Below are 19,528 nucleotides of genomic sequence, written 5' to 3'. Positions count from 1 at the left end.
TCCCGTACTGTCGAGTCATGCCACGCCGCACTGCGACGATGCTCGCCTCCACCCTGATGCTGATCGCGCTTCTGTGCGCGGGAGTGTTCATCCCCGTGCCGTACTCGGAGATGTCCCCGGGGCCGACGGTGAACACGCTCGGCGATCACGACGGCGAGCCGGTGCTGCAGATCGCCGGACACAAGACGTATGCCACCAGCGGCCACCTGAACATGACCACGGTCCGCGTCACGAGCGCCGACTACCGGATGAACCTGGTGGAGGCCGTCTACGGCTGGCTCGCGCACGACAACAAGGTCGTGCCGCACGAGACGCTCTACCCGGACGGCAAGACCGAGGAGCAGTCCACCCAGGAGAACGCCGAGGAGTTCAGCCAGTCCCAGGAGAGCGCCAAGGTCGCCGCCCTGAAGGAACTCGACGTGCCGGTGAAGTCATGGGTGATCGTCTCGACGGTCGTCAAGGACTCCCCGGCCCAGGGCAAGCTGCACGCCGGAGACGTGATCAAGGCCGTGGACGGCACGGCGGTCAAGGAGCCGGCCGACGTCGCGAAGCTGGTCACCGAGCACAAGCCCGGCCAGGACGTCCGCTTCACGATCGTGCCGGCCAAGGAGCAGGCCGCCGCGGAGAAGGAGAAGCGGACGCCGACCAGGACGCAGGACATCACCATCACCACCACGACGTCCGACGACGCGGGTGAGAAGCGCGCCATCGTCGGGATCTCCGCCGGGACCGACCACACGTTCCCGTTCACCATCGACATCAAGCTGGCCGACGTCGGCGGACCGAGCGCGGGTCTGATGTTCGCGCTCGGCATCTACGACAAGCTCACGCCGGGCAGCCTGACCGGAGGCAAGTTCGTGGCCGGGACCGGCACGATCGACGACGAGGGCAAGGTCGGCCCGATCGGCGGCATCGAGATGAAGACCGTCGGCGCGCGGGCCAAGGGCGCCCAGTACTTCCTGACGCCCGCCGACAACTGCGCGGCCGCCGCCAATGACACCCCCGAGGGCCTCACCCTCGTCAAGGTGGACACCATCCAGGACGCCCTCGGCGCCCTGAAGGACATCCGCAGCGGCGACACCGCCGATCTGCCGAAGTGCTGATCCGGACGACGGACGCTAGTCCTCGAACGTCGCGGCCAGTGCCTCGGCCAGGCCCGGGACCAGGTCGGAGCCGGTGAGGACCTCCGTGGGCGAGTCCTTCTCGCGCAGGCGCAGGGCCGACTCGCGGGTGCCGTCACGCAGGACGGCGACCGTCATGCGGACCTCCTGGCGGTCCGGGTGCTCCGCCACCCACTTCGTCAGCGCCGCCTCGCTCAGATCCTTCGGGACCTGCGCCTCCGCGGACGGCGGCAGCATCAGGCGCTCCACGGCGAGGGCGCAGCCGCCCACCGCGTCGGGCCAGGCGATGGTGGCGAGGAACTCGTCGAGCGGCTTGCCCGTTGGAATTTCGTCCTGCTCGATCGGGGTGAGGCCGGGGCTTTCCGGCTCGTCACCGAGACCGAGCCGGTCGGCGAGCGAGGGCTGTTCGGCCCGTAGCCGTGCGGTGTCGACGAGGGCGAAGAGGCGGGCAGGCTGGTCCCAGCCGAGTCCGGAGACGTACTCGTCGATCTCGAGCACGGCCCGGGTGAGCGGGTTCGCAGCCATGGGAGTGTTGGACATGGTCACAATCCTCTCTCGTTCCTGGCCGGAATCGGGAACCGAGTAAACGGTGAGTAAGTTGCATAGGTGGGGGCCCACGATCACGGGGGCCACGGACGGTCCGTGAAGACGCGGGCCTGACGAATCAACAGCGAACTTCGAGGTGCGCACCTTGGCTTTCCAGATGCCGGACCGCGGCGGAGGCCCGACAGGGCCGCGGATCAGAGTGGGCCGCCCGTCCCGGCGTGTCCGGACCCTGCTCATGACGCTGGGCGTCCTGGCCGTCCTCGGCATGGCGTTCACCATGTTCGCGGGCTTTTGGACGGACTGGCTCTGGTACCGGTCGGTGAAGTACTCCTCGGTCTTCACCACGACCCTGTGGACCAAGATCGGGCTCTTCTTCGTCTTCGGCCTGCTCATGGCCCTCGCGGTCGGCGTCAACATCTGGCTGGCGCACCGGCTGCGGCCACCGCTGAGCGCCATGTCGATGGAGCAGCAGAACCTCGACCGCTACCGCATGAGCATCGCGCCCTACAAGAAGTGGCTGCTGCTCGGGATCACGGCCCTGGTCGGCCTGATCGCCGGTGCCTCCGCGTCCGGCCAGTGGCGGACGTGGCTCATGTGGGTCAACGGCGTGCCCTTCGGCCAGAAGGACCCGCAGTTCAAGCTGGACGTCTCCTTCTACGCCTTCGACCTGCCCTGGTACCGGTTCCTGCTCGGCTTCGGCTTCGCCGCCACGATCCTGTCCGTGATCGCCGCCGCGCTCACCCACTACCTGTACGGCGGACTGCGCGTCACCAGCCCCGGCGCCCGCGCCACGGCGGCGGCCACCGGGCACCTGTCGGTGCTCATCGGCGTCTTCGTGGCCCTGAAGGCGGTCGCCTACTGGCTCGACCGGTACGGACTCGCGGTGAAGTCCAGCGACTTCAGGGCGACCGACAACTGGACGGGCCTGAGGTACGTCGACGCCAACGCCTACCTGCCGGCCAAGACGATCCTGTTCTGCATCGCCGTCATCTGCGCGCTGCTGTTCTTCGCCACCCTGTGGCGGCGCACCTGGCAGCTGCCCGTGATCGGCTTCGGCCTGATGGTCCTCTCCGCGATCCTCATCGGCGGCCTCTACCCGGCGATCGTGCAGAAGTTCCAGGTCCAGCCGAACGAGCAGGCCAAGGAAGCGCCGTACGTCGCGAAGAACCTCGAGGCGACGCGCAAGGCCTACGGCATCGACGGCACCAAGGTCACCGACTACTCCGGCACGAGCAAGACGGAGGACAAGGCCACGCTCCGCGATGACGTCGACTCCACGGCGAGCATCCGGATCATGGACCCGAACATCGTCTCGCCGACGTTCCAGCAGCTCCAGCAGATCAGGAACTACTACGCGTTCCCGACCAACCTGGACGTGGACCGCTACGCCAAGGACGGCAAGGACCAGGACACGGTCATCGGCCTGCGTGAGCTGAACCTCGCGGGCATCCCGAAGAAGAACTGGATCAACAACCACTTCCGTTACACGCACGGCTACGGAGTGGTCGCCGCCGAGGGCACCAGCGCCGACGCCCAGGGCCGCCCGGTGTTCACGGAGTCCGACCTGCCCTCCAAGGGCCAGCTGGGCACGTACGAGCAGCGGGTCTACTACGGCGAGAAGACCACCACGTACTCGATCGTCGGCGGTCCCCAGAAGGAGATCGACTACTCCGACGACAACGGTGAGAAGACCACCAGCTACAAGGGCGACAGCGGGGTCAACCTCTCCAACCCGGTCAACCGGGCCGCGTACGCGGTGGCGTTCGGCGAACCGCAGATCCTGTACTCCGGCGCCATCGGCGACGGCTCGCGCATCCTGTACAACCGCACGCCCAAGGAGCGCGTCGAGGCGGTCGCCCCCTGGCTGACCATCGACGGCGACGCCTACCCCGCGGTCGTGGACGGCCGTATCCAGTGGATCGTCGACGCGTACACGACGACGAACGGCTACCCGTACTCGTCGCGCACGACCCTCGGTGACACCACGGCCGACTCGCTGACCGCCACCAACGACAACCGCGCGGTGGTGGCCCAGCAGAACCAGGTCAACTACATCCGCAACTCGGTGAAGGCGACCGTCGACGCGTACACCGGCGAGGTCAAGCTCTTCCAGTGGGACACCAAGGACCCGGTCCTGAAGACCTGGATGAAGGCCTTCCCGGGCACGGTGGAGCCCAAGAGCGACATCTCCAAGTCGCTGATGGACCACCTGCGCTACCCCCAGGACCTGTTCAAGGTCCAGCGGGAGCTGCTCACGCGCTACCACGTGAAGGACGCGACGACGTTCCTCAGCGGCAGCGAGGTCTGGCAGGTGCCGGACGACCCGACGAACCGGTCGGGCAGCGCGGTGCCGCCGTACTACCTGAGCATGAGGATGCCCGACCAGAAGGCGCAGGCGTTCTCGCTGACGACGACCTTCACGCCCAACGGCCGGGACAACCTCAGCGCCTTCATGGCGGTCGACGCCGAGGCCGGCACCAGTGACTACGGCAAGATCAGAATCCTGAAACTGCCGACGAACACGACGGTCAACGGACCCAAGCAGGTCCAGAGCCAGTTCAACTCCCAAGAGGACATCGCCGAGTCCATCAGGCTCCTGAGAGGCGGCGACTCCGAAGTCGAGTACGGCAACCTGCTGACGGTGCCGCTCGACGGAGGACTGCTGTACGTGGAGCCGGTCTACGTACGCGGTGGTGGACTGAAGTACCCGCTGCTGCGCAAGGTGCTGGTGACCTACGGAGGCCAGACCGCCTTCGAGAACACGCTCGAGGAGGCCCTCAACAAGGTCTTCGGAGCGGAGGGCGCCACCCCGGAGCCGCCGGACGAGGGTGACACGACGACACCGCCGCCGACGTCCGACGACCCCACGGTCAAGCAGGCCCTGGAAGACGCCCAGAAGGCGTTCGACGCGGGCCAGGAGGCCCTGAAGAAGAACGACTGGGAGGCGTACGGCCGGGCGCAGGAGGACCTGGAGGACGCCCTGCGGCGGGCCGAGGAGGCGCAGGCCGCGGCGGACCGGGCCGAGGCCCGAGGGGGCGGCGAGAGCAAGCCCGGCGACAGCCCGAGCGGCAGTCCCAGCCCGAAGCCGAGCAGTTAGGCCTGGCCTGGTGAAATGGCCCATCCCGCGCCGTGATACGGTTGTGAACACAACGGCGCGGGGTGGAGCAGCTCGGTAGCTCGCTGGGCTCATAACCCAGAGGTCGCAGGTTCAAATCCTGTCCCCGCTACTGAAGTCGCGATGTCCGAGTGACGCAGCGGCCACGAAGGCCCGGATTCCACAAAGGAATCCGGGCCTTCGTGATGTGTGAACGCATGTCCTGGTGCAGGTTGCGGCCGCGCCGCCGGGGGGAGTTGGCCGATCTGTGTTTGACTTGTCGTTCTGTGGGCATGTCGACAAAACGCTGTAGTGACCTCACTGGCTGCGGTATACCAGGTGTACCCAGGTTGCAGGTGGTGCGACGATGGACGTTATGGGGGACAAGGCAACTCTGTTCGAGACAGGGCGTTTTGTGCAGCCTTCCAGCCGGGAGGACACCGACACCCCGGACGACGCCGGGGAACTCGCCGACGAGGCAGCCGAGGAGCTGCGTCAGCGGCTCGCCGCGGAGGCCGGTGACGTCGAGGCGATGAGTGTGCTCGGGGCCATGCTGCTGCGCCGCGGTGATCTCGACGGTGCCGAGCCCCATCTGCGTGCCGCCACCGCCGCGGGCGACCGGGCCGCCGCCAACAACCTGGGCGTCCTCCTCCACCAGCGGGGTTACGCCGACGAGGCCGCCGGATGGTGGCGGATCGCCGCCGTCGCCGGATCCGCGGCCGCCGCGCACGCCCTCGGCCGGCACCACCGCGAGCGCGGTGACGAACCCGCCGCCGAGTACTGGCTGCGCCAGTCCGCCGAACAGGGCCACACGCTGGGCGCGTACGCCCTCGCCGATCTGCTGGAGCACCGCGGTGACGCCGCGGCCGAGCAGTGGATGCGGGTCGCGGCCGAGCGCGGGCACCGGGAGGCCGCGTACCGGCTGGCGCGGGCACTGGACCGCCGGGTGGCGCGGGAGACCGACGGTGACAACGGTGTCCAGGCGTCCGACGAGGTCGAGCTGTGGTACCGGCAGGCCGCCGCGCGCGGCCACCGGCGCGCCGCGCTGCACCTCGGGACCATCCTGGAGAGGCGTGGCGAGCTCAAGGAGGCCGGCCGCTGGTACCTGACGTCCGCCAAGGACGGCGAGCCGCGGGCCGCCTGCGCGCTCGGCTTCCTGCTGCGCGACGCGGGCGACACGGAGAACGCCGCCGTGTGGTGGCTGCGGGCCGCGCAGGACGGCGACGGCAACGCGGCGAACGCGCTCGGCGCGCTGCACGCCGAGCGGGGCGAGACCCAGACCGCCGAACGCTGGTACCGGGCCGCGATGGACGCGGGCGATGTGAACGGCGCCTACAACCTCGGGCTGCTCTGCGCCGAGCAGGGGCGCACCGCGCAGGCCGAGCAGTGGTACCGGCGCGCGGCCTACGCCGGGCACCGGGAGGCCGCGAACGCGCTGGCGATCCTGCTGCTGCGGGGCGGGGACGAGACGGGCGCGGAGCCGTGGTTCTCCAAGGCCGCCGAGGCCGGGAGCGTCGACGCCGCGTTCAACCTGGGCATCCTGCACGCCGGGCGGGGCGAGGAGAAGGCCGCGCTGCGCTGGTACGAGCGGGCCGCGGCCGCCGGGCACACGGAGGCCGCGCTCCAGGTCGGCATGGCCCGGCTGCGGGACGGTGACGAGCAGGAGGCCGAGCGGCATCTGCGGTGTGCGGCCGGGGGCGGGAGCGCGGAGGCCGCGTACCGGCTGGCGACCGTGCTCGACGCGCGCAGACCGCCGGAGCCGGCGCATGAGCTCGGGGAGCCGGTGCACCGGCGGAGCGAGTGCGAGGAGTGGTACGAGCGTGCCGCCTCGCAGGGACACCGGCGGGCGCAGGTCCGGGTGGGCATGCTGGCGGCGGCCCGGGGCGATGTCGTCGAGGCGGCCCGGTGGTACCGGGAGGCCGCCGAGGCCGGGTCCCGCAACGGGGCGTTCAATCTCGGGCTGCTGCTGGCCCGGGAGGGGAGTGAGCCCGAGGCGGCGGTGTGGTGGACGCGGGCGGCTGACGCGGGGCACGGGCGGGCGGCGTTGCGGCTGGCCCTGGTCTACGCGCGTCGGGGTGAGCTGGCGGAAGGGCAGCGGTGGGCCGATCGGGCGGTGTCGCTGGGGCCGGCGTCGGTGGCTGAGCGGGCGGCTCGGCTGCGGGACGCGCTGCGGCAGGAGCTGTCTGCTTGAGGCCGGGCTGTGCCGGGGTGTGTGCGGCGTGGGGCCGTGGTGGAGGTGCTCGGCGTCGGGGCTGAGGCGGGTGGGTGCGCAGCCCGGCGTAGCGGGGTGCCGCTGCGCCCAGCCGTGCCGTCCCAGCGGCACGACTGCCCGCAGCTGAGGGCGCGGTTCTGCGGGTGGCGGCTTGCCGCTCAGCGGGGGCAGTCGTCCGAGGCTCAGTCGGAGGGGCTCGTTAAGCGATTTGCATCTGTGCTCGTCGTTGACGTAACGTTGCATTCACCGACGCGGGGTGGAGCAGCTCGGTAGCTCGCTGGGCTCATAACCCAGAGGTCGCAGGTTCAAATCCTGTCCCCGCTACTGAAGGCCGAGGGCCGGAATCCGAAAGGGTTCCGGCCCTCGGTGTGTCTAGCGGCGATGCCCCACGGCCCCTTCGTACAGATCGACCACGCGGGCGCCCAGCCGACAGCGCGAAGCCCCGGCACCCATCGGGGCCGGGGCTCTCGCGCGCGAAGGCTAGGCGGCCGCGCAGTTCGGGCAGATGCCGCGGTACGTCACCTCGACGTCCGAGACCGTGAAGCCGAAGCGCTCGGAGTCGGGGAGGTCCGCCAGGGGGTTGCCGACCGGGTGCACGTCCCGGATCGCGCCGCACTGGGCGCAGACCAGGTGGTGGTGCGGCTGGTGGGCGTTCGGGTCGTACCGCTTGGCGCGCTGGTCGGTGGAGACCTCCAGCACCTCTCCGAGGGAGACGAGCTCGCCGAGCGTGTTGTAGACGGTCGCCCGGGAGATCTCGGGCAGCTTGGCGACGGCCCGGGCGTGGACCTCGTCGGCCGTCAGGTGGACGTGTTCGCCGTCGAGGACCTCGGCCACGACGCGCCGCTGCGCGGTCATCCGCCATCCGCGTCCGCGCAGGCGTTCCAGAAGGTCACTCATGGCCACCAGCCTAACAGCTAAGGGGACCAGGTTCCGAACATGTGTGATATTAGAGCCTCACTTGATTTGGATAAAGTCCATTGTGGGATCGAGAACGGCTTCGGACCGCTGCCCGCTCGCGCCGTCAGGCGGGCACCTGCTGTCGTGCCGGGGCCCAGCAGCGGATGATGTCGCGGACCGAGACGATGCCGGCGGGTTCGCCGCCGTCCAGCACGATGAGGTGCCGGAAGCCGCCGTGCGCCATGGCGCCGGCCGCCTCCTCCAGGGTCCAGGCCGGAGCGGCGAACACGACGTCGGTGGTGGTGTGGGCGTGGGCGCGTTCGGTGTCCGGGTCCTGGCCGAGGCCCACGGAGTTGAGGATGTCGCGTTCGGTGAGGATGCCGATGCCGCCGGCGTCCGGGTCGTGGACCACGGCCGCGCCGACCCGGCGGGCGGACATCAGCGCGGCGGCCTGGCGGAGCGTGTGGGTCGGGCCGATGGTGAGGACGACGGTGCTCATGGCGTCACGGACGAGCATGGATGGAGCCACCTCCTGGGAGTGCCCCCACCGTTTGTTCAGCGTTTCACAAGTTCACAAGTGGGGGGACTCCCAGAGTGGCAGGCAAAGGGAGGGTCAACAAGAGGGCGTTCAGTAGCGCTGGTTGAGGTACCCGAGCAACTCGTCGTGCAGCAGGCCGTTCGACGCGGCCGCGTTGCCGCTGTGCGGGCCCGGGCGGGCGTCGAGTCCGGTGAAGCTGCCGCCGGCCTCCGTGACGATGATCGCGTTGGCGGCCATGTCCCACAGGGACAGCTCCGGCTCGGCGCACATGTCGACGGAGCCCTCCGCGACCATCATGTACGGCCAGAAGTCGCCGTACGCGCGTGTGCGCCACACCTCGCGGGTCAGGTCCAGGAAGCCGTCCAGCCGGCCCTGCTCCTCCCAGCCGCTGAGCGACGAGTACGCGAAGGAGGCGTCGGAGAGCTTGGAGACGCGGGAGACCTGCAGCCGGGAGGCCTTGGTGAGGCTGCGGCCGGAGAACGCGCCGTGGCCCTTCGCGGCCCACCAGCGGCGGCCGAGGGCGGGGGCGGAGACGACGCCGACGACGGGCTGGAAGCCGCCCTCACCGGCCTCCATGAGGGAGATGAGGGTGGCCCAGACGGGAACGCCGCGCACGTAGTTCTTGGTGCCGTCGATCGGGTCGATCACCCAGCGGCGGGGGCCGGTGCCCTCGACGCCGTACTCCTCGCCGAGGATCGCGTCCCGGGGGCGGGCGCGCTGGAGCTGGCCGCGGATGAGTTCTTCCGCGGCCTTGTCCGCTTCGCTCACCGGGGTCATGTCCGGTTTGGTCTCGACCTTGAGGTCGAGGGCCTTGAACCGGTCCGTCGTCGCGGCGTCCGCGGCGTCGGCGAGGACGTGGGCGAAGCGCAGGTCGTCGAGGTAGTCGGGCATGTGACGAACCTATCTGCCGAGGTGGGGGTGGGGCTACCGCGGGTTTGTGAGGGTGGGGGAGTGGTCGGGTGACGTGCTGCGGGGTACTCGGCACCGGGGCAGGGTGAGCGTGGCCGGGGAAAGGTCGTGGGAAGGGTCTCGGGGAGGCCCAACACCCCGCGCGACACGGCCGAAACGCGCCCCCGCGTGCCTTCGCGAACCCTTGACAGTGGTTTCACGCGCGTCAAATCTGGGCGCAGAGCCGCTCGCCCCAAGGGGAGGCGATGATGCCTGCAGCGCGGGAATCTCTACTGGACGCCGCCTTCACGGCGCTGGCGCGCCGGCCGTGGTCCGCTGTGCGGATGGTGGACGTGGCCGCGGCGGCCGGAGTGTCCCGGCAGACGCTGTACAACGAGTTCGGCAGCAAGGACGGACTCGCCCGGGCGCTGGTGAGAAGGGAAGCCGACGGCTATCTCGCCGGGGTCGACCGCGCCCTCGCCGGGCACAGCGACCCGCGCGACCGGCTCACCGCCACCGCCGAGTGGACCACCTCCGCGGCCCGGGACAACGCCCTCGTCCGGGCCATGCTCACCGGCTGCTGGAGCGAACGGCTGCCCTCCCCGGCCCTGTCGGCCGTCCCGTCCACCTCCGCCGTGCCGGCCCAGCGCCGGGCCGACGGCCCCCTGCCCTCGCCGGGTGACTTCGTCGCCCTCGTCCGCGACCGGGCCGTCTCGGTCCTGGCCGGGCCGGGCACACCCAAGTCCGACACCGCCGACCTGGCCCGCACCTGTGAACTCGCCGTCCGGCTCGCGCTGTCCTGCGTGGCCGCGCCACCCGGCGAGGGCGGCGTCGCCGACCTGGTCCGCAGTGCCCTGCGGCGGCAAGCCGGTTGACGGTCCGTCAGTGCGCCGAGCCCGACAACTGCAGCCCGATCACGCCGATGATGACCAGGCTGATCGACACGATCTTCAGCGTCGACACCAGGTCACCCAGGAACACCATGCCGTAGATCGCCGTCCCCGCCGCCCCGATGCCGGTCCACACGGCGTAGGCGGGCCCCACGTCGAGCTTCTTCAGCGCCAGGGTCAGCAGACCGAAGCTGCCGAGGGCGAAGACGCAGAACGCGATCGTCGGCCAGAGCCGGGTGAAGCCGTGCGACAACTTCAGGCACACGGCGAAGCCGGTCTCCAGCAACCCGGCCACGATGACCAGCAGCCACGCCATGTGTCGTCCTCCCGTAGCCCACGTTCAGTGACCGCTTCGTCGCGTTTTGCTCAGGCTTGCATCCGGCTTGGTGCGATTATGCACTTACCGTCCGCACGCCATCACAAACAACGCGGAGGTCAGTCGCCTTCCTTGCGCTCCCGCGTGGCCAGCAGCCGCCGCAGCGAGTACAGCCGGGCCGGGTCGGCGTGCCCCTCGGTGACCCAGGCGTCCAGCGCGCAGTCCGGCTCGTCGTGACTGCACGCGCGCGGGCAGCCCTCGGTGCCCGGCTCCAGGTCCGGGAAGGCGTTGATGACCCGGGACGGATCGACGTGGTTGAGCCCGAAGGACCGCACGCCCGGCGTGTCGATGACCCAGCCGTCGCCGCCGGCCAGCGGCAGCGCCAGCGCCGAGGTGGTGGTGTGCCGGCCACGGCCCGTCACCGCGTTCACATGCCCGGTCGAACGCCGTCGCTCCTGCGGCACAAGCGCGTTGACCAGGGTCGTCTTGCCGACCCCGGAGTGCCCGACGAACGCGGTGATCTTGCCGTCGAGCTGCTCGCGCACCCGCTCGACGGCGGCGCCGGACTCCAGTTCCGCGCGGCTGGTGACGACGTAGGGGATGTCGAGGTCGCCGTAGAGCTCCAGCAGCTTCTCGGGCGGGGCGAGGTCCGACTTGGTGAGCACCAGCAGCGGTTCCAGGCCACCGTCGTAGGCGGCGACCAGGCAGCGGTCGATCAGGCGGGGTCGGGGCTCCGGGTCGGCCAGGGCGGTGACGACGGCCAGCTGGTCGGCGTTGGCGACGACCACCCGCTCGAACGGGTCGTCGTCGTCCGCCGTGCGGCGCAGTACGGACGTGCGCTCCTCGATGCGCACGATCCTCGCCAGTGTGTCCTTCTTCCCGGACATGTCGCCCACGAGGGCGACACGGTCGCCGACGACCGCGGCCTTGCGGCCCAGTTCGCGGGCCTTCATCGCCATGACGACCCGGTCCTCGACGAGGCAGGTCAGGCGGCCCCGGTCGACGGTGAGGACGAGGCCCTCGGCGGCGTCCTCGTGCTTGGGCCGGATGTTCGTCCGGGGCCGGGTGTTCCGGCGGCCCGGGCGGGTGCGGATGTCGTCCTCGTCGGTGTGCTTGCCGTAGCGGCGCATGACCTGGTCCCCGCGTCCTACGCCCCGAGCATCCCGGTCCACAGGTCGGGGAAGTCGGGCAGGGTCTTGGCCGTTGTCGCCACGTTCTCGATCTGCACGCCCTCCACCGCGAGGCCGATGATCGCGCCGGCCGTGGCCATGCGGTGGTCGTCGTAGGTGTGGAAGATCCCGCCGTGCAGCCGGCGCGGGCGGATGTGCAGGCCGTCGGCCGTCTCCGTGACGTCACCGCCGAGTTCGTTGATCTCCTTGGTCAGCGCCGCCAGCCGGTCCGTCTCGTGCAGGCGCAGGTGGGCCACGCCGCGCAGGGTCGACGGGGAGTCGGCGAGGGCCGCGACGGCCGCGATGCCCGGCGTCAGCTCGCCGACCTCGCTCAGGTCGACATCGATGCCGTGGACCGCGCCGGAGCCGCTGAACACCAGCCCGTACTCGGTCAGTTCGCAGGAGCCGCCCATCTCGGTGAAGATCTCGCGCAGCCGGTCACCGGGCTGGGTGGTGCGGGCCGGCCAGTCCGGGATGACGACCTTGCCGCCGGTGACCAGGGCCGCCGCCAGGAACGGCTGGGCGTTGGACAGGTCCGGCTCGATGACCAGGTCCCGGCCGAGCAGGGCGCCCGGCGTGACCCGCCAGACGTTCGGCTCGCCGCCCGACTCGGGCGTGTCCACCTGGGCGCCGACCGCGCGCAGCATGTCCACGGTCATGCGGATGTGCGGCAGGGAGGGCAGTGTGGCGCCGGTGTGGCGGACCTCGACGCCCTGGTTGAAGCGCGGGCCGGACAGCAGCAGGGCGCTCACGAACTGCGACGAGGAGGACGCGTCGATCGAGACCGGGCCGCCGTCCAGGGCGCCGCCGCCGTGCACGGTCAGCGGCAGCGCGCCGCGGCCGTCGTCGTCGATCCGGGCGCCGAGCTGGCGCAGCGCGTCGATGACGCCGTTCAGCGGGCGCTCGTAGGAGCGGGGGTCGCCGTCGAAGCGGACGGGGCCGTCGGCGAGCGCGGCGACCGGCGGCAGGAACCGCATCACCGTGCCGGCGTTGCCGACGTCGACCGTGGCCGGACCGCGCAGGCCCGTGGGGAGCACACGCCAGGCCTCGCCCGTGCCGTCGGGGCCCACGCCCTCCTCGATCTCGATCCCCATCGCGCGCAGCGCGCCCGCCATCAGCAGGGTGTCGCGCGAGCGCAGGGGGCGGCGCAGCCAGCCGGGCTCCGAGGCGAGGGAGGCGAGGACCAGGGCGCGGTTGGTGACCGACTTGGACCCGGGCACGTGGACCGTCGCGTCGACGGCTCCGCTCGCGTGCGGGGCGGGCCAGAGGGCGGTGTCTGCGGTGTTCGGGGCCATGCCTTTACTTTATAAGCAGGCCGTCGCCGGAGTGGGGCGCCGTCGGGGCCGGTCGCGCCCGCGCGGCGCGGCGGTGCCGGTCCCCGGTCACAGCTCCAGCAGCCAGCGCCCGCCGCCGATCAGCGAGCACAGCGACACCGCGTGGAACAGGAAGAACCACAGCGCCGCCGGTACGTGCGTCAGCCGTGACAGCTGGTCCGCGTCCGAGTCGCCCGCCCCGCCCCGCGCCCGCTTCGCCTGGAGTTCGAACGCCGGGCGCACCCCGCCGATCAGCAGGAACCACACCACCGCGTACGCGAACGCCGCCTGCACCTGGGGACCGGCCAGCCACGACACCAGGACGAACAGGCCGCCGGTGACGATCATCGTCAGGGCGCCGTAGGCGTTGCGGATCATCACGAGCATGGCCAGCAGCAGGGCCGTCGCCAGCCACAGCAGGAGCGTGATCCGGCCGGCGCCGAGCAGGGCCGCGCCGCCGAGGCCCAGCAGCGGCGGGGCGGTGTAGCCGGAGGCCGCGGTGAGGATCATGCCGATGCCGTACGGCTTGCCGCGGCTGACGGTCAGGCCGCTGGTGTCCGAGTGCAGTCGTATGCCCGTGAGGGTACGGCCGCTGAGCAGGGCCACCAGCCCGTGGCCGCCCTCGTGGGCGATGGTGATGGCGTTGCGCGAGATGCGCCACAGGCCGTGCGGGACCACCACGGCGAGCGCGGCGACCAGAGTCGCGATCACCACCCAGAGGTCGGGGTCGGGCTGGGTGCCGGACACCTCGTCCCAGAGGGAGGCGAGCGAGGCGGTTGCGGTGCTGTCCATGTGCGGCGATGGCTCCCTGAGGTCGGTCGGGAAGGTGCGGCGCGCAGCGCCGTCGTTGAGGGGTGGTGGTCGGGTGACGGGTGGGCCTGGCAGTGTGGCACGTATGTGCGGACGGTATGCGGCCAGTCGTAGGCCAGAGGATCTCGCAGGAATCTTTGAGATCGAGAAGTGGGAGCCCGAGGAGACCCTCGAGCCCGACTACAACGTGGCGCCCACCAAGGAGGTGTACGCCGTCCTGGACCGTCCCCTGAAAGACGCGGACGACCCGCGGCCGGTTCGCCAGCTGCGCACGCTGAAGTGGGGGCTCGTCCCGTCCTGGTCGAAGACCCCCGAGGGCGGCGCCCGGATGATCAACGCACGCGCCGAGACCGTCCACGAGAAGCCCTCCTACCGCCGCGCCTTCACCGCCCGGCGCTGCATCCTGCCCGCCGACGGCTACTACGAGTGGGTCACCGGCGCGCAGGAGCGCGAGCTGGAGGTGGAGGGGAAGAAGAAGCGGCCCCGCAAGCAGCCGTACTTCGTGACGCCGGCGGACGGGTCGGTCTTCGCGATGGCCGGGCTGTACGAGTTCTGGCGGGACCGGACGCTGCCGGACGACCACCCGCAGGCCTGGTGGGTGACGTGTTCCGTCATCACCACCGAGGCCGAGCAGAGCCCGCTCGCCGTCGCCCCGGCAGAGGGGCCGCGGGCGCTGGCCGACATCCATCCCCGGATGCCGCTGATGCTCACGCCCGACCGCTGGGACGCCTGGCTCGACCCCTCCCGCACGGACGCCGACGACCTGCGCGAGCTGCTCGCCCCGCCGCCCGCCGGGCTGATGCGCGCCTACCCCGTGACCACGGCTGTCAGCAACGTCCGCAACAACGGACCGGACCTGCTGAAGGAGCTGGAAGGGCCCGAAGAGGGCACACTCTTCTGACGTGACGCATGTGACCGACGTGACCAGCGGGGCGAACGTGGCCGAGGCGAATACCGAGACCGTCGAGACCGAGACCGTCGAGACCGAGGCCGGAACCGCCCGTATCACCTGGCACCGGGCGGAGCAGGCCCGGCTCGTGCTCGCCGTCAGCCACGGCGCAGGCGGCGGTATCGAGGCCCGCGACCTGAAGGCCCTGGCCGGGGTCCTGCCCGCGCACGGCGTGACCGTGGCCCGCGTGGAGCAGCCCTGGCGCGTGGCCGGGAAGAAGCTGGCGCCCGCGCCCAGGACCCTGGACACCGGCTGGCGAGGCATCTGGCCCGCGCTGGCAGGGCCCGGGCTGCCGGTGATCTCCGGCGGACGCAGCGCCGGGGCCCGGGTCGCCTGCCGTACCGCCACCGAGCTGGGCGCCCACGCCGTGCTCGCCCTCAGCTTCCCGCTCCACCCGCCCGGCAAGCCCGAGAAGTCCCGCGCCGGGGAACTGCTGGGCTCCGGGGTTCCCACCCTGGTCGTCCAGGGCGGCAACGACCCGTTCGGCAAGCCCGGGGAGTTCCCCGAGGGCGGCTACGAACTCGTGGAGGTCCCGTACGGAGATCACGGCTTCGCCGTGCCCAAACGTGCGGAGATCTCGCAGGACGAGGCCGTGGCGGTCATCACGGAGGCGGTCGTGGAGTGGACCGGGTCACTCGGGTAAAGCTTCGGGAATGCCGGGGCGGTGGTCTCTGTTGTGCGGGACGTACGTGCTGGAGACCAGCACCGACGTCGTAGGAGAGGGAGTCCGCCGCATGGGTTCGACCATCTGCCCGACCCGCAGCAGCCGCGCCGACCTGGACTGGACGGTGCTGCACGCGGGCAAGACCGCCCCTATTCGGGCGGCGGGCGGACCGGATCGTCGTCTATCCTCCGATTCGGGTGAGACCGGTCTCGGTCTCACGAGAACACTGGAGGAGGTGGGTCCGGTCACTGGGACCGACGCAGGGACCGAACACGGCCAGGCGGAGCAGCCCGAGGGCCAGGGCGGCACGGGCGCGGAGACGGCCGCGGAGCGCAGCGCGCGCTTCGAGCGGGACGCGCTCGAGTTCCTCGACCAGATGTACTCGGCCGCGCTGCGCATGACGCGCAACCCGGCCGACGCCGAGGACCTGGTGCAGGAGACGTACGCCAAGGCGTACGCGTCCTTCCACCAGTTCCGCGAGGGCACCAACCTCAAGGCGTGGCTGTACCGGATCCTCACCAACACCTTCATCAACTCGTACCGCAAGAAGCAGCGCGAACCGCAGCGCTCGGCCGCCGAGGAGATCGAGGACTGGCAGCTCGCCCGCGCCGAGTCGCACATGTCGACGGGCTTGCGCTCCGCGGAGTCGCAGGCGCTCGACCACCTGCCCGACTCGGACGTGAAGGAAGCGCTCCAGGCGATTCCCGAGGAGTTCCGCATCGCCGTCTACCTGGCGGACGTCGAGGGCTTTGCCTACAAGGAGATCGCCGACATCATGGGGACACCCATCGGTACGGTGATGTCCCGGCTGCACCGGGGCCGCCGTCAGCTGCGCGGCATGCTGGAGGACTACGCCCGCGAGCGGGGGATGGTTCCGGCCGGCGCCGGAGAGTCGAACGAAGCGAAAGGCTCGGGGTCATGAGCTGCGGAGAGCCGCACGAGACGGATTGCAGCGAAATCCTCGATCATCTCTACGAGTTCCTCGACCGTGAGATGCCGGACTCGGACTGCGTGAAGTTCGAGCACCACTTCGAGGAGTGCTCGCCCTGTCTCGAGAAGTACGGGCTCGAACAGGCCGTGAAGAAGCTGGTCAAGCGCTGCTGCGGACATGACGACGTGCCGGGTGACCTGCGCGCCAAGGTCATGGGGCGGATCGAGCTGATCCGCTCCGGCCAGGCCGTCCCCGAGCAGGACGTCACGGCCTCGCCCGCCACACCGCAGGAGTCCTGAGACTCCCGCGCTTGTCGACTGCCCCGCCCGAGGGCGGGTAGTCATCCTCGAACGCGTCACTCGAACGTGCTAACCCGCGGGTCATCCACCCGCGCAGCCCCCCGCCACCGTCCTAGGCTCCGGGCCTGACGGACATGGCCGGGGAGGGGCTCATGGAAGCGGTACCGGCGCGGGTACGCACGTACGTCGCCTGTGTCGCCGTCACGGCCCTGCTCTGCCTGCTGCCCCTGCCGGGCATCCGCACGCCCTGGTGGGCGGTGGCACTGCTCGCCGCGCTGTACGCGGGCTGCGAGCGCGTCGCCCGGTCCCGGTTCGTCGGGATCTCCCATCCGGCCGGGACCTTCTACCCCGTGCTGCTCGCCGGTGCCTTCCTGCTGCCCGCGCCCGCCGCCGCCCTGGTGGCGGTGCCCGGTGCGCTGCTCTCGCAGGTCGAGCAGCGGCCCGTGGCGCTGCGGCGGATCTGGCGGGCCGCCCAGCTCGTCCTCGGCGTGTGGGCCGCGGCCAAGACGCACTGGCTGCTCGGCGGCCGGGACGCGGTCGCCGCGGGCGACGTCCCCTACGCGCTCGGCCCGGCCGGGGCGGCCGTGCTGGCGTTCTGCCTGGTGCTCGCCCTGCTGGACGGCGGCATCCTCGCCGTGGCGGAGCGGGTGCCCGTGCGGCGGGCCTGGCGGGGGCTGGTGGCGCGCTCCCTCGCGCCGATCGCCGTGCACGGGCTCGCCGGGCTGATGATGGCCGTGCTGTGGCGCAGCCCCTACGGTCCCGTGGCCGCCCTGCTCGTGCTGCTGCCGATGTGCGTCTCGTGGTGGGCGTTCGCCCAGTACCACCGGGAACGGGCCGCCCACCAGGCGACCATCCGGGCCCTGGTCCAGGCCGTCGACATCAAGGACGGGTACACGCGCGGGCACAGCGAGCGCGTCGGACAGGCCTCCATGATGATCGCCCGCGAGCTGGGCATGGACGACGAGCGCGTCGAGGTGCTCCGCTTCGCCGGCATCCTGCACGACGTGGGCAAGCTCGGCGTGCCCACCCGGCTGCTCCGCAAGAACGGGCCGCTCACGCCCGAGGAGCGGCGGGTGATCGAGCTGCACCCCGAGTACGGGCACGAGATGGTGCGCGGCATCGGCTTCCTCTCAGAGGCCCGGGCCGCCGTGCTGCACCACCACGAACGGCTGGACGGCAGCGGCTACCCGTACGGGCTGGTGGGCCGTCAGATCCCCGAGTCCGCACGGGTCGTGGCGGTGGCGGACGCCTTCGACGCCATGACCTCCACCCGCTGCTACAGCAGGGCCCGGCCCGTCCCGGTGGCCCTGGCGGAGCTGGAGCGGTGCGCGGGCAGCCACTTCGACCCCGTGATGGTGGCCGCTCTCGTCGAGGCGGTGGGGCGGACGGGGTGGCGCCCCGCGGTGACCGCCGACGACGCCGAGGGCACCCAGGGCTCCGAGGGCACCCAGGAGACAGGGGGCGCGCAGGGCGCCCGCCCGTCGCGCGTGCCCCCGCCCGGCGCCTCCGTCTCCGGCCGGCCCGGAGCACATCGATGAGCGGCCACCGGCAGCCCCCGCTCCTCACCCTCGTCCACACCTGTGCCGCCCTCCTCGCCGCCGGATCCCTCGCGGTCACCCTCTACAGCGGACTCGAGGAACGCCGGGTCGCCCTCGCCTTCGGCCTCCTCGTCACCGTCGGGGAACTCGCCCGGCGCAACGACGCCCAGGTCAGGGAGCCCGCGCCGCTCGGCGCCGCCGCGGCCCTGTCGTACGCGCTGCTCGGGGAGGCCGGCGGGCGGGCCACCCACCACGGCCTCGCCCAGGTCGTCGCCGTCGTCCTGGCCGCCTCGCTGCTCGGCAGCGTGCCGCACGTCGCACGCGGCCAGGGGCCCACGCTCGACCACCTGGCGCGCCGCGTCCTCACCGTCGGCTTCGTCGCCGTGTGCTTCCAGCCCCCGTACAACCGCGGCATGTTCGACGACTGGGGCGGCCCCGCCTACGCGCTGCTGCTGCTCGCGCTGCTGTCCCTGACCGCCCTGTGCGACGCGGTGCTCGCCGCCGCCCTGGCCCACTCCCGCACCGGCTGGCCCTTCGGGCCGGTGCTGCGGGACGAGCTGCGCGCCCTGTACGGCATCGGCTCCGCCGTCATCGCGACCGGGGCGGTGATGGCGCTGGCGGTCGCCGTCGTGGGGCTGTGGGCGCTGCCCGTCTTCTCCGTGCCGCTGCTGCTCGCCCAGATGTCGTTCCGGCGGTACGCGGCCGTCCGGGCGACCTACCGGCAGACCATCGCCTCCCTCGCCCGGGCCACCGAGGTCGCCGGATACACCCCGGCCGGGCACGCCCGGCGCGTCGCCGCGCTCAGCCAGGCCGTCGGACGGGACCTGGGCCTGACCGAGCCCGAGCTGACCGTGCTGGAGTACGCCGCGCTCATGCACGACATCGGCCAGCTCAGCCTCGTCGACCCGGTGCCGGCGGGCGCCACCGCCGGCCTGCCCGCCGCGGAGCAGCGGCGCATCGCGCTGCTCGGCGGCGCCGTCGTACGGCAGACGGGGGTCGACGAGGCCGTCGCCGTCGTCGTGGAGCGGCAGGCCGACCCGTACGCGGAGCAGCCGCTCGCCGCGCGGATCGTCCGGGCCGTGAACGCGTACGAGGAGAAGTCCCGGGAAGGCGGGCCGGGCGGGCCGCTGACGGCGCTGGAGGAACTCCGGCTCGCCACCGCCGGGGAGTACGCCCCGGAGGTGGTGGAATCACTGGCCCGGGTCCTGGCAAGGAGCAGTCTGACCCTGCCCCTGGCTGGGTAACCCATGGGTAATGAGCGCCTCGGAGGCCGTACGTGGTTGGATGCGAAGGAGAAGGTGTCCGGGGGCTCGAAGCACGGCTACGGCCAGCCCACCGCACGGAACTGGCAGG

18 protein-coding genes and 2 tRNA genes are annotated in these 19,528 nt (G+C 71.5%); 12 read left to right on the top strand and 8 right to left on the bottom strand.

Going from position 1 to position 19,528, the window contains the following annotated elements:
- Positions 1-17 precede the first annotated feature (17 nt).
- Positions 18-1,103, top strand: a complete 1,086-nt coding sequence (locus ABZ386_RS24040) for a PDZ domain-containing protein (RefSeq protein ID WP_355715114.1) — start codon at positions 18-20, stop codon at positions 1,101-1,103.
- A gap of 15 nt (positions 1,104-1,118) precedes the next feature.
- On the opposite strand, the gene ABZ386_RS24035 is transcribed toward ABZ386_RS24040, so the two are convergent.
- Positions 1,119-1,661 (bottom strand): PPA1309 family protein, encoded by a 543-nt coding sequence (locus tag ABZ386_RS24035; protein ID WP_351342239.1) that lies wholly within the window; start codon positions 1,659-1,661, stop codon positions 1,119-1,121.
- 163 nt (positions 1,662-1,824) lie between these two features.
- On the opposite strand from ABZ386_RS24035, the gene ABZ386_RS24030 reads away from it, so the two are divergent.
- The 4 genes from ABZ386_RS24030 to ABZ386_RS24015 all read left to right on the top strand — a co-directional run bounded on the left by ABZ386_RS24030 (position 1,825) and on the right by ABZ386_RS24015 (position 7,297).
- A complete protein-coding gene (locus ABZ386_RS24030) occupies positions 1,825-4,764 on the top strand; it encodes a UPF0182 family protein (RefSeq protein WP_358965836.1) in 2,940 nt (979 codons plus the stop codon).
- Between the two features lie 56 nt (positions 4,765-4,820).
- Positions 4,821-4,894, top strand: a tRNA-Met gene (locus tag ABZ386_RS24025).
- Positions 4,895-5,128: 234 nt separating this feature from the next.
- Positions 5,129-6,952, top strand: a complete 1,824-nt coding sequence (locus ABZ386_RS24020) for a tetratricopeptide repeat protein (RefSeq protein WP_358965784.1) — start codon at positions 5,129-5,131, stop codon at positions 6,950-6,952.
- Between the two features lie 271 nt (positions 6,953-7,223).
- Positions 7,224-7,297: transfer RNA gene (locus ABZ386_RS24015), tRNA-Met, on the top strand.
- Between the two features lie 156 nt (positions 7,298-7,453).
- Here ABZ386_RS24015 and ABZ386_RS24010 read toward each other — a convergent pair.
- The 3 genes from ABZ386_RS24010 to hisN all read right to left on the bottom strand — a co-directional run bounded on the left by ABZ386_RS24010 (position 7,454) and on the right by hisN (position 9,299).
- Positions 7,454-7,870: a Fur family transcriptional regulator gene (locus ABZ386_RS24010; RefSeq protein WP_351342243.1), complete on the bottom strand. Its 417-nt coding sequence runs from the start codon at positions 7,868-7,870 to the stop codon at positions 7,454-7,456.
- 124 nt (positions 7,871-7,994) lie between these two features.
- Entirely contained in the window at positions 7,995-8,387 is a 393-nt protein-coding gene (locus ABZ386_RS24005; protein ID WP_031114370.1) for a CBS domain-containing protein, read from the bottom strand.
- A gap of 111 nt (positions 8,388-8,498) precedes the next feature.
- Positions 8,499-9,299, bottom strand: coding sequence for a histidinol-phosphatase (gene hisN, locus ABZ386_RS24000; protein ID WP_355715108.1), 801 nt, complete (start codon positions 9,297-9,299; stop codon positions 8,499-8,501).
- Between the two features lie 263 nt (positions 9,300-9,562).
- Here hisN and ABZ386_RS23995 point away from each other — a divergent pair, with 263 nt between their 5' ends.
- Entirely contained in the window at positions 9,563-10,171 is a 609-nt protein-coding gene (locus ABZ386_RS23995; RefSeq protein ID WP_351342249.1) for a TetR/AcrR family transcriptional regulator, read from the top strand.
- A 7-nt stretch (positions 10,172-10,178) separates the two neighbouring features.
- On the opposite strand, the gene ABZ386_RS23990 is transcribed toward ABZ386_RS23995, so the two are convergent.
- From ABZ386_RS23990 to ABZ386_RS23975, 4 genes are all read right to left on the bottom strand, one after another.
- On the bottom strand, positions 10,179-10,502 hold the full coding sequence (locus ABZ386_RS23990; RefSeq protein ID WP_086600180.1) for a multidrug efflux SMR transporter: 324 nt from the start codon (positions 10,500-10,502) through the stop codon (positions 10,179-10,181).
- Between the two features lie 119 nt (positions 10,503-10,621).
- On the bottom strand, positions 10,622-11,632 hold the full coding sequence (rsgA, locus tag ABZ386_RS23985; protein WP_351342252.1) for a ribosome small subunit-dependent GTPase A: 1,011 nt from the start codon (positions 11,630-11,632) through the stop codon (positions 10,622-10,624).
- A 17-nt stretch (positions 11,633-11,649) separates the two neighbouring features.
- A complete protein-coding gene (gene aroA, locus ABZ386_RS23980; RefSeq protein WP_351342254.1) occupies positions 11,650-12,966 on the bottom strand; it encodes a 3-phosphoshikimate 1-carboxyvinyltransferase in 1,317 nt (438 codons plus the stop codon).
- Between the two features lie 87 nt (positions 12,967-13,053).
- Positions 13,054-13,776, bottom strand: a complete 723-nt coding sequence (locus tag ABZ386_RS23975) for a M50 family metallopeptidase (protein WP_114255209.1) — start codon at positions 13,774-13,776, stop codon at positions 13,054-13,056.
- A 103-nt stretch (positions 13,777-13,879) separates the two neighbouring features.
- Between ABZ386_RS23975 and ABZ386_RS23970 the strand changes: the two genes are divergently transcribed.
- From ABZ386_RS23970 to ABZ386_RS23945, 6 genes are all read left to right on the top strand, one after another.
- Positions 13,880-14,695 (top strand): SOS response-associated peptidase, encoded by an 816-nt coding sequence (locus ABZ386_RS23970; RefSeq protein ID WP_358965783.1) that lies wholly within the window; start codon positions 13,880-13,882, stop codon positions 14,693-14,695.
- A gap of 10 nt (positions 14,696-14,705) precedes the next feature.
- Positions 14,706-15,386 carry an alpha/beta family hydrolase gene (locus ABZ386_RS23965; protein ID WP_358965834.1) on the top strand — a complete coding sequence of 227 codons (681 nt, stop codon included), beginning with the start codon at positions 14,706-14,708 and terminating at the stop codon, positions 15,384-15,386.
- A 256-nt stretch (positions 15,387-15,642) separates the two neighbouring features.
- A complete protein-coding gene (gene sigR, locus ABZ386_RS23960; RefSeq protein WP_031114384.1) occupies positions 15,643-16,329 on the top strand; it encodes an RNA polymerase sigma factor SigR in 687 nt (228 codons plus the stop codon).
- On the top strand, positions 16,326-16,637 hold the full coding sequence (gene rsrA, locus ABZ386_RS23955; RefSeq protein WP_037766109.1) for a mycothiol system anti-sigma-R factor: 312 nt from the start codon (positions 16,326-16,328) through the stop codon (positions 16,635-16,637). Before sigR ends, rsrA begins: the two co-directional genes overlap by 4 nt.
- Positions 16,638-16,789: 152 nt before the next feature.
- Complete coding sequence (locus ABZ386_RS23950; RefSeq protein ID WP_358965781.1) at positions 16,790-18,175, top strand: HD-GYP domain-containing protein; 1,386 nt, start codon at positions 16,790-16,792, stop codon at positions 18,173-18,175.
- Positions 18,172-19,419, top strand: coding sequence for an HD domain-containing protein (locus ABZ386_RS23945; protein ID WP_351342262.1), 1,248 nt, complete (start codon positions 18,172-18,174; stop codon positions 19,417-19,419). Before ABZ386_RS23950 ends, ABZ386_RS23945 begins: the two co-directional genes overlap by 4 nt.
- Positions 19,420-19,528 lie beyond the last annotated feature (109 nt).

It is taken from the genome of Streptomyces sp. NPDC006140 (genome assembly GCF_040628815.1).
Taxonomy (GTDB): Bacteria; Actinomycetota; Actinomycetes; order Streptomycetales; family Streptomycetaceae; genus Streptomyces.
This window is presented reverse-complemented; position numbering and strand designations above follow the sequence as displayed.

What these genes read in the sequence shown, in the direction of transcription:
- ABZ386_RS23990 (WP_086600180.1), bottom strand. Translation starts at nt 10,502, where the DNA reads ATGGCGTGGCTGCTGGTCATCGTGGCCGGGTTGCTGGAGACCGGCTTC.
- ABZ386_RS23945 (WP_351342262.1), top strand. Translation starts at nt 18,172, where the DNA reads ATGAGCGGCCACCGGCAGCCCCCGCTCCTCACCCTCGTCCACACCTGT.
- hisN (WP_355715108.1), bottom strand. Translation starts at nt 9,299, where the DNA reads ATGCCCGACTACCTCGACGACCTGCGCTTCGCCCACGTCCTCGCCGAC.
- ABZ386_RS23970 (WP_358965783.1), top strand. Translation starts at nt 13,880, where the DNA reads ATGTGCGGACGGTATGCGGCCAGTCGTAGGCCAGAGGATCTCGCAGGA.
- ABZ386_RS24020 (WP_358965784.1), top strand. Translation starts at nt 5,129, where the DNA reads ATGGACGTTATGGGGGACAAGGCAACTCTGTTCGAGACAGGGCGTTTT.
- ABZ386_RS24005 (WP_031114370.1), bottom strand. Translation starts at nt 8,387, where the DNA reads ATGCTCGTCCGTGACGCCATGAGCACCGTCGTCCTCACCATCGGCCCG.
- ABZ386_RS24010 (WP_351342243.1), bottom strand. Translation starts at nt 7,870, where the DNA reads ATGAGTGACCTTCTGGAACGCCTGCGCGGACGCGGATGGCGGATGACC.
- aroA (WP_351342254.1), bottom strand. Translation starts at nt 12,966, where the DNA reads ATGGCCCCGAACACCGCAGACACCGCCCTCTGGCCCGCCCCGCACGCG.
- rsrA (WP_037766109.1), top strand. Translation starts at nt 16,326, where the DNA reads ATGAGCTGCGGAGAGCCGCACGAGACGGATTGCAGCGAAATCCTCGAT.
- ABZ386_RS24040 (WP_355715114.1), top strand. Translation starts at nt 18, where the DNA reads ATGCCACGCCGCACTGCGACGATGCTCGCCTCCACCCTGATGCTGATC.
- ABZ386_RS23975 (WP_114255209.1), bottom strand. Translation starts at nt 13,776, where the DNA reads ATGGACAGCACCGCAACCGCCTCGCTCGCCTCCCTCTGGGACGAGGTG.
- ABZ386_RS23950 (WP_358965781.1), top strand. Translation starts at nt 16,790, where the DNA reads ATGGAAGCGGTACCGGCGCGGGTACGCACGTACGTCGCCTGTGTCGCC.
- rsgA (WP_351342252.1), bottom strand. Translation starts at nt 11,632, where the DNA reads ATGCGCCGCTACGGCAAGCACACCGACGAGGACGACATCCGCACCCGC.
- ABZ386_RS23995 (WP_351342249.1), top strand. Translation starts at nt 9,563, where the DNA reads ATGATGCCTGCAGCGCGGGAATCTCTACTGGACGCCGCCTTCACGGCG.
- ABZ386_RS24030 (WP_358965836.1), top strand. Translation starts at nt 1,825, where the DNA reads ATGCCGGACCGCGGCGGAGGCCCGACAGGGCCGCGGATCAGAGTGGGC.
- ABZ386_RS24035 (WP_351342239.1), bottom strand. Translation starts at nt 1,661, where the DNA reads ATGTCCAACACTCCCATGGCTGCGAACCCGCTCACCCGGGCCGTGCTC.